This window comes from Blautia sp. ZXY-1-B12 (assembly GCF_056339915.1).
The window spans coordinates 1-6,603 of record NZ_JBWJVP010000205.1 but is presented as its reverse complement, the minus strand read 5'-3'; the positions used below and the strand labels follow the sequence as shown (position 1 = coordinate 6,603).

The window sequence follows — 6,603 nt, the reverse complement described above, 5'->3', positions numbered from 1 at the left end:
TCAGAATAACTACCAAGGAGAAGATTCTGCATAAAGGTATTCTTGTCGCTTTTCTCTGCATAGGCAGCCAGGAGACTCTGTACCTGGCATACAGCCAGCTCTCCGATGGTAGCAGTACTTTCTGCTTTTCCCCATACGATCAGAATATAGGAGATGGAATGGTTCTCCATGATCTTATACAGGCAGCAGCTTGTATTGGAAACACACAGGGCACTGCTTTGGCGAAATTCTTCCAGTTTTGATTCTGCAGGAAGTTTTTTATCACAGGTAGAGAGAAAGATATGGTTATCAGAATCCAGCAGACAGAAATCAATCTGGCTGATATTCTTCCAGTCTGTCAGGCATTTCTGTAAAATCTGTTGTATTTTCATTAGGTCAATCCTTTCTTTTGGGGTATGAGTCAGCTTATAGCAATCCTTGCAAATTGTCTGATCGAAGTAATCAGGCAGCCAATTCTATATTATAACATAAAAACCCGGGGAAAACTCCCCGGGTTTATTAAAGATTCCTGAAAATTAGTTGCAGATTGTAAGTTCTGTTTCTTTATCAAAGAAATGAGATTTTTCCATATCGAATGCGAATTTGATTGGATCACCGGTCTTAGCTGTTGTACGAGGATCAACTCGTGCTGTAACCTGAGTTCCGTTTACGTCGAAGTATAAGAATACTTCAGCTCCGAGAAGCTCGTAAACTTTAACTACGGATGTCATCGGTGCGCTTGGAGCAGCTTCGATGAACATCTGGGAATCATGGATATCTTCCGGACGGATACCGAGAACAACTGTTTTACCTACATAGCCGCCATCTTTAAGAGCTTTTGCTTTAGCAGCCGGGATAGCCAGTTCATGATCGCCAACTTTAGCGATAAGGTTGCCGCCTTTTTCGGAGATAACAGCGTCAAGGAAGTTCATCTGCGGAGATCCCATGAATCCTGCAACGAATAAGTTACCTGGTTTCTGATACAGGTTCTGTGGTGTATCTACCTGCTGAACAACACCGTCTTTCATAACAACGATTCTGGTACCAAGAGTCATAGCCTCTGTCTGGTCATGTGTTACATAGATGATTGTAGCACCCAGTCTCTGATGGATCTTGGAAATCTCGATACGCATCTGTACACGAAGTTTAGCATCCAGGTTGGAAAGAGGCTCATCCATAAGGAATACCTTAGGATTACGTACGATAGCACGTCCCATAGCAACACGCTGTCTCTGACCACCGGAAAGAGCCTTCGGTTTACGATCAAGAAGTTTCTCAAGGTCAAGGATTCTTGCAGCTTCACGAACTGCTTTATCAATCTGGTCTTTCGGAACTTTACGAAGTTTAAGTCCGAATGCCATGTTATCATATACTGTCATATGAGGATACAGAGCGTAGTTCTGGAATACCATTGCGATATCACGGTCTTTAGGCTCTACATCGTTCATAACTTTGTCACCAATCTTTAATGTACCGCCGGAAATTTCTTCCAGACCGGCAATCATACGAAGTGTAGTAGATTTACCACATCCTGAAGGTCCTACGAAAATGATGAATTCTTTATCTTCGATCTCCAGATTGAAATCTTTAACTGCCTGGAAACCATTTGGGTAAGTTTTGTTAATGTGCTGTAATGATAAGCTTGCCATGATTATTATTCCTCCAAAATTATTTCATAGTGTTTTTGCTGATTGATTACTTGTTTTTTTCATCTGTAGACAGTATAGCGAAAAGGAGGGGGGATGGCTAGGGAAGAATCGTACAAAGATTTTTTTTGTTTCTTGTCATTCTGACGAAAAGCCGGAATCAGTATTCGGGGATTCCGTCAAACTGTCAAAAGGCATGAGAAAAACGCAGGACAAAATGACGAAATTCTGTCTGCGTTTTTCAAAATTGGAACTATAGTAGTCCTGGTAAACATAGTTCTTTTTACCACCTGTTACACAAAGTGTATACAAGATTATGGTTTGACTGAATCAAGTCAAAAATCTCTGACAATATGAAGGAACGGATGGGAGAATACGGATATCGGGCTAAAATTACAGGTGGATCAGAGAAAGCAAATCATCAGGAAGCATTTTGCGCAAATTCTGTGTTGACCAGTTCTGCATACGGTGTACGTTCCTTCAGTTCTCCTGCGTCTTCCAGGATATCCTGCAGCAGTTCAAATCCATCCTGCCCGAACACCAGATTTTCTTTCCAGGTATCCTGATCGTAATAACGTTTTACGATGGCTGTGATGGTATCCAGATCTGTTTCAGGGAACTGAGGCTCGATGATTTCTGCAATTTCTTCAGGAGTGTGGCTCTGGACAAAATCCATACCTTTTTGCAGAGCATCAGTAAATTTTTGCATGATATCAGGATTTTTTTCCATATAGCTGGTTCTGGCACTGTAGGAGGTGTATGGTACGTAGCCGGAGTCAACGCCCAGGGATGCCACAACATACCCGGCACCTTGCTTTTCAAGAGCAGTAGCAGACGGCTCAAATTCTACGGTGAAATCGGCTGAATCATCTCCGGTAAAGGCAGCAGCAGTAGCGCCGAAGTCAATGCTCTGGTCAATAGACAGATCTTTCTCAGGGTCAAGACCATTCTTTTTCAGGATATACTCAAATACCATTTCCGGCATGCCACCTTTGCGGCCGCCAAGAACTTTCCTGCCCTTCAGATCTTCCCATTTAAAATCCGGCATTTCTTCTCTTGCCACAAGGAAATTTCCGGCTCGCTGGGTAAGCTGCGCAAAATTCACAACAGGATCAGTAGCTCCTTCCTGATAGGCATAGATAGATGCTTCTGCTCCCATAAATCCGATATCTGCCTCACCGGAAATCAGAGCAGTCAGAACTTTATCCGCACCGAATCCAGTTATCAATGTCAGATCCAGACCTTCTTCCGAAAAATATCCCTCTTCGATTGCCACATACTGTGGCGCATAGAAGATTGAGTGTGCGACTTCATTCAACGTAACTTTCGTAAGTTTTTCCTCTCCCCCATCCTTCTCTGCAGCAAAAGCTGTCATCGGCAGCGCAGTCACCGCCAGAATAACTGCTGCCGCTAGTGAAATCCATTTTTTATTTTTCATGCAGATACTCCTTTTGAGACTTCTGCTGTTAGGATATTCCCTCAACTCAAAAATGGTGCATTTTTTCTTGATAATTCATTTATATATTTCTAAAAGTAAAATATAATTGACTTTTATACAAATAAATGATATCTTATAGTCATCAGGGAGGTGAAGCAAGCTTGCCAAAGAATATTGCTATCAAAGTAGCACGAGCACAAAAGGATATGACGCAGAAGGCATTGGCGGAGGCTGCCGGTATTTCGCGGCAGACTATGAATGCAATCGAAAAGGGTGAATACAATCCAACAATCAAGCTATGCCGAAGAATCTGCCGTATCTTGGATAAGAGTCTGGATGATTTATTTTGGGAGGATGACGAGGATGAAGAAAACGAAAAGTAATCTGGATGAATTACAGGAACTGAAACTTCTGAAGATTGAGCACAATGGATGCTGGCTGGCTTTCTGGGGATTGCTGGCTGTAATACTGACCCAGATAGCCATAGGAAATGACAGCAAACAGGATCTTTCCGGAGAATGGATCGTATTTATGTGCCTTGCTTTATATCTTACAGTAGGATGCATAAGAAACGGAATCTGGGACAGAAAGCTGAAACCAAATTTTAAGAACAATATCATGGCCAGTAGCATCGCCGCAGTTGTTATGGGGATTTTGTGGTTTATCATTTCTTATCGGAATTATCACAAACTCGTCGGTTCCATTGCAACTGGAGTTATTATGTTTTTTTCTATAGAGATTTTATGTTTCCTTGCATTAACGCTTACTTCTAAAATTTATAAAAAAAGACTGAAAAAGCTTGAAGATGATTCTGAGGATGAATGATGATACCTGGGGAAAAGCCAGAGGGGACTGTATTTGAGCCATCAAACACCGTCCCCCTTGGTCCTTGGTCAATGTATAAAAATGTCCTTGCCGAATATAATTTAAAACAAAGATGATTTCTGATTGACTTTCTTAGTTATATCAGTTATATTATCTTTAGTGATCAGATTGCAGAAACTTGAGAAGCCTGCGATCGGGGGAGGGTGCCGAGGCCCCTCTCCTTTTTCTTTATCTGGAACATTTTGCAGCGAGGTACATATGAGCAAACCGTTTATTACATATACCGCACAAGTTGAAAAACTGAAAAATGAAAAAAATCTAGTTATTACAGATGATGATTTTGCGGTAGAATCCCTGCAGAATATCAGTTATTATGCATTAATTGGTGGATATAAACATCCTTTTATTGATATTCATACCCGCAAATACATTAATGAAGCGTGTTTTGAAGATATAGTTGCTCTTTATGAATTTGATGAAGAGTTACGTGGGATTTTCTTTAAGTATTTATGCCGCGTGGAAAGAAAAATGCGTTCGTCCATTTCTTATCACTTCTGTAAAAAACATGGAGAACGTCAAGAAGAATATCTCAACTCCAATAATTACGGCAATATTCCCAAAAATAAAAATGGAATTACCAAATTAATCAAAATGCTAGATATGATGGCAAACAAAAACAAGGATCACGAATATCTTGTTTACCAGCGTAACAAATATCATAATATTCCGTTATGGGTGATTATGAATACCCTTACTTTTGGTCAGATATCAAAAATGTTTGAATTCTTACCTCAAAATATGCAGGGAGCAATTTGCCAGGATTTTGGAAATGTCAAGAAAAATGAAATGATAAAATATTTAAAGGTATTAACGCTGTACCGAAATGTATGTGCTCATAACGAAAGGTTGTTTTCCTATCATACATATATTGACATTCCAGATACATTGTTACATAAAAAATTAGGCATTTCTAAAAACGGTTCAAAATATATATATGGAAAAAATGACTTGTTTAGTGTAGTCATTACTTTTCGTTATCTACTTCCAAAGACTGATTTTTTACTGTTTAAAAAGCAATTATTGCATATTTTTGACCGATATGAAAAGCGGAATTCAAATTTGAAGTTGAATGATCTTTTTGAATATATGGGGTTTCCGATTAACTGGAAAGAGATAACAAAATTTCGCAAAATATAAGTGGAGATACATCAATGGTATCTCCACACTTGTTTAATTTGTCAAAGCGATAATTGTTTTTGCTAATGTTTCAAAGGTAACACTAAAATCATCTCTATTACGTTTCATATTTTCCCAGACACTCCCCGTCTTTTCAACTTGTTCTTGCGTCAACTCAAAAACAGGTGTATTGTTCATTTGTGATTGAGCAATTAGACTATTAAAATCTGCAATATTTATTAAATTGTAATTAGTTCTTTTTTGAATAAGCATTCCATTTTCATCCAATATAGGAACTAATTTTTCTGCAACAATTTTATTAATATCGTCAATCCATTCTGAAAATGCTTTTACCGGCGAGCCATTTCGCGGGCGGTATCGCTGTTGTATAGTACCTAGAAATTTAGGTACAGTATCATTCATCTTGTAAATTGCGTTTTTAAAAACCTCTGCTTTTCGCAAATTATCATAAGTAGAACACCATTTAGGAAACACTTTAATAAGTGATTCTATGGCCATATAGCAAAAATAATCTGGGGCACATGGAATAATAAAAAAATCACTTCCCATCAAAATGTTGGCATTTGTGGCAGATATGCTTGGACTCATGTCAAGTAAAACAAAATCCAAATGATATTTTTCACTAGTCATAGTGATTAATTGTCTTAATGCACCAGGAACATTTTGCAACACAACTAAAGATCCTGTCATATTTTCAGCAATATTGTATGTTGCGTCATATTCAGAAAACTCTATATGTCCAGGAAGTAAAAATAGATTTTCGTTGTGTTCAAATTCATAACAAGTTGTCGCTTCAAGCGGTCGCATTTCATTATTGAGAACCGGTGATAGTGCTGATTTTATATTATAATTATTTGCTTCATAAAACTGTGTTAGCTTATTTTCCTTATCGGCATTTAAACATAATCCTGTAAGGTTACATTGGGGATCAGTATCTATCATCAATGTTTTATATCCCAGTTCGGCTAATTTCCAGCCCAAATGAAAAGTAGTAGTGGTTTTACTAACCCCACCTTTGTTATTAAATAATGCAATTATTTTTGCCATAAAATGGTTTCCTCCTAATGTAAAGATATATTTATTATAAATCAATATCCTCATAATCAAAAGAGACATTTTATTTAAGAAATGCACTATTCAACCCGTCTACCCAATTACACAAAATCACAATCGTCTCATAATTTACATTGATGTATGTACACCACCTTTGCGGCCGCCAAGGACTTTCTTGCCTTTCAGATCTTCCCATTTAAAATCCGGCATTTCTTCTCTTGCTACAAGGAAATTTCCTGCCCGCTGGGTAAGCTGTGCAAAGTTTACAACAGGATCGGTAGCTCCTTCCTGATAGGCATAGATAGATGCTTCTGCTCCCATAAATCCGATATCTGCCTCACCGGATATTACAGCCGTCATTGTCTTATCTGCTCCAAAGCCAGTTATAAGCGTCATATCAAGCCCCTCATTTTTAAAATATCCTTTTTCGATTGCCACATACTGCGGAGCATAGAAAATAGAATG

General features: G+C 38.5%; 6 protein-coding genes and 2 pseudogenes. 3 read left to right on the top strand and 5 right to left on the bottom strand.

Translation table 11 applies throughout. The features are described 5' to 3' along the window. From AC075L_RS12795 to AC075L_RS12785, 3 genes and pseudogenes are all read right to left on the bottom strand, one after another. A pseudogene (locus tag AC075L_RS12795) lies at positions 1 to 371 on the bottom strand (CdaR family transcriptional regulator); the annotation flags it as partial. 144 nt (positions 372 to 515) lie between these two features. Next, entirely contained in the window at positions 516 to 1,628 is a 1,113-nt protein-coding gene (locus AC075L_RS12790) for an ABC transporter ATP-binding protein (protein ID WP_055052997.1), read from the bottom strand. Positions 1,629 to 2,046: 418 nt separating this feature from the next. Continuing rightward, positions 2,047 to 3,000 (bottom strand): ABC transporter substrate-binding protein, encoded by a 954-nt coding sequence (locus tag AC075L_RS12785; protein WP_428845678.1) that lies wholly within the window; start codon positions 2,998 to 3,000, stop codon positions 2,047 to 2,049. 224 nt (positions 3,001 to 3,224) lie between these two features. On the opposite strand from AC075L_RS12785, the gene AC075L_RS12780 reads away from it, so the two are divergent. From AC075L_RS12780 to AC075L_RS12770, 3 genes are all read left to right on the top strand, one after another. Then, the gene (locus AC075L_RS12780) at positions 3,225 to 3,446 is read left to right on the top strand and encodes a helix-turn-helix transcriptional regulator (protein ID WP_008706078.1); all 222 of its coding nucleotides are present in this window, start codon (positions 3,225 to 3,227) and stop codon (positions 3,444 to 3,446) included. Further along, on the top strand, positions 3,427 to 3,888 hold the full coding sequence (locus AC075L_RS12775; RefSeq protein ID WP_020993481.1) for a DUF6773 family protein: 462 nt from the start codon (positions 3,427 to 3,429) through the stop codon (positions 3,886 to 3,888). Before AC075L_RS12780 ends, AC075L_RS12775 begins: the two co-directional genes overlap by 20 nt. Before the next feature lie 123 nt (positions 3,889 to 4,011). After that, positions 4,012 to 5,085: an Abi family protein gene (locus tag AC075L_RS12770; protein ID WP_243240784.1), complete on the top strand. Its 1,074-nt coding sequence runs from the start codon at positions 4,012 to 4,014 to the stop codon at positions 5,083 to 5,085. Positions 5,086 to 5,118: 33 nt separating this feature from the next. On the opposite strand, the gene AC075L_RS12765 is transcribed toward AC075L_RS12770, so the two are convergent. Further along, complete coding sequence (locus AC075L_RS12765) at positions 5,119 to 6,132, bottom strand: ParA family protein (RefSeq protein ID WP_008706073.1); 1,014 nt, start codon at positions 6,130 to 6,132, stop codon at positions 5,119 to 5,121. 150 nt (positions 6,133 to 6,282) lie between these two features. Then, a pseudogene (locus tag AC075L_RS12760) lies at positions 6,283 to 6,603 on the bottom strand (ABC transporter substrate-binding protein); the annotation flags it as partial.

Coding starts and splice junctions, on each gene's coding strand:
- AC075L_RS12790 (WP_055052997.1), bottom strand. CDS start 1,628: ATGGCAAGCTTATCATTACAGCACATTAACAAAACTTACCCAAATGGT.
- AC075L_RS12785 (WP_428845678.1), bottom strand. CDS start 3,000: ATGACAGCTTTTGCTGCAGAGAAGGATGGGGGAGAGGAAAAACTTACG.
- AC075L_RS12775 (WP_020993481.1), top strand. CDS start 3,427: ATGAAGAAAACGAAAAGTAATCTGGATGAATTACAGGAACTGAAACTT.
- AC075L_RS12765 (WP_008706073.1), bottom strand. CDS start 6,132: ATGGCAAAAATAATTGCATTATTTAATAACAAAGGTGGGGTTAGTAAA.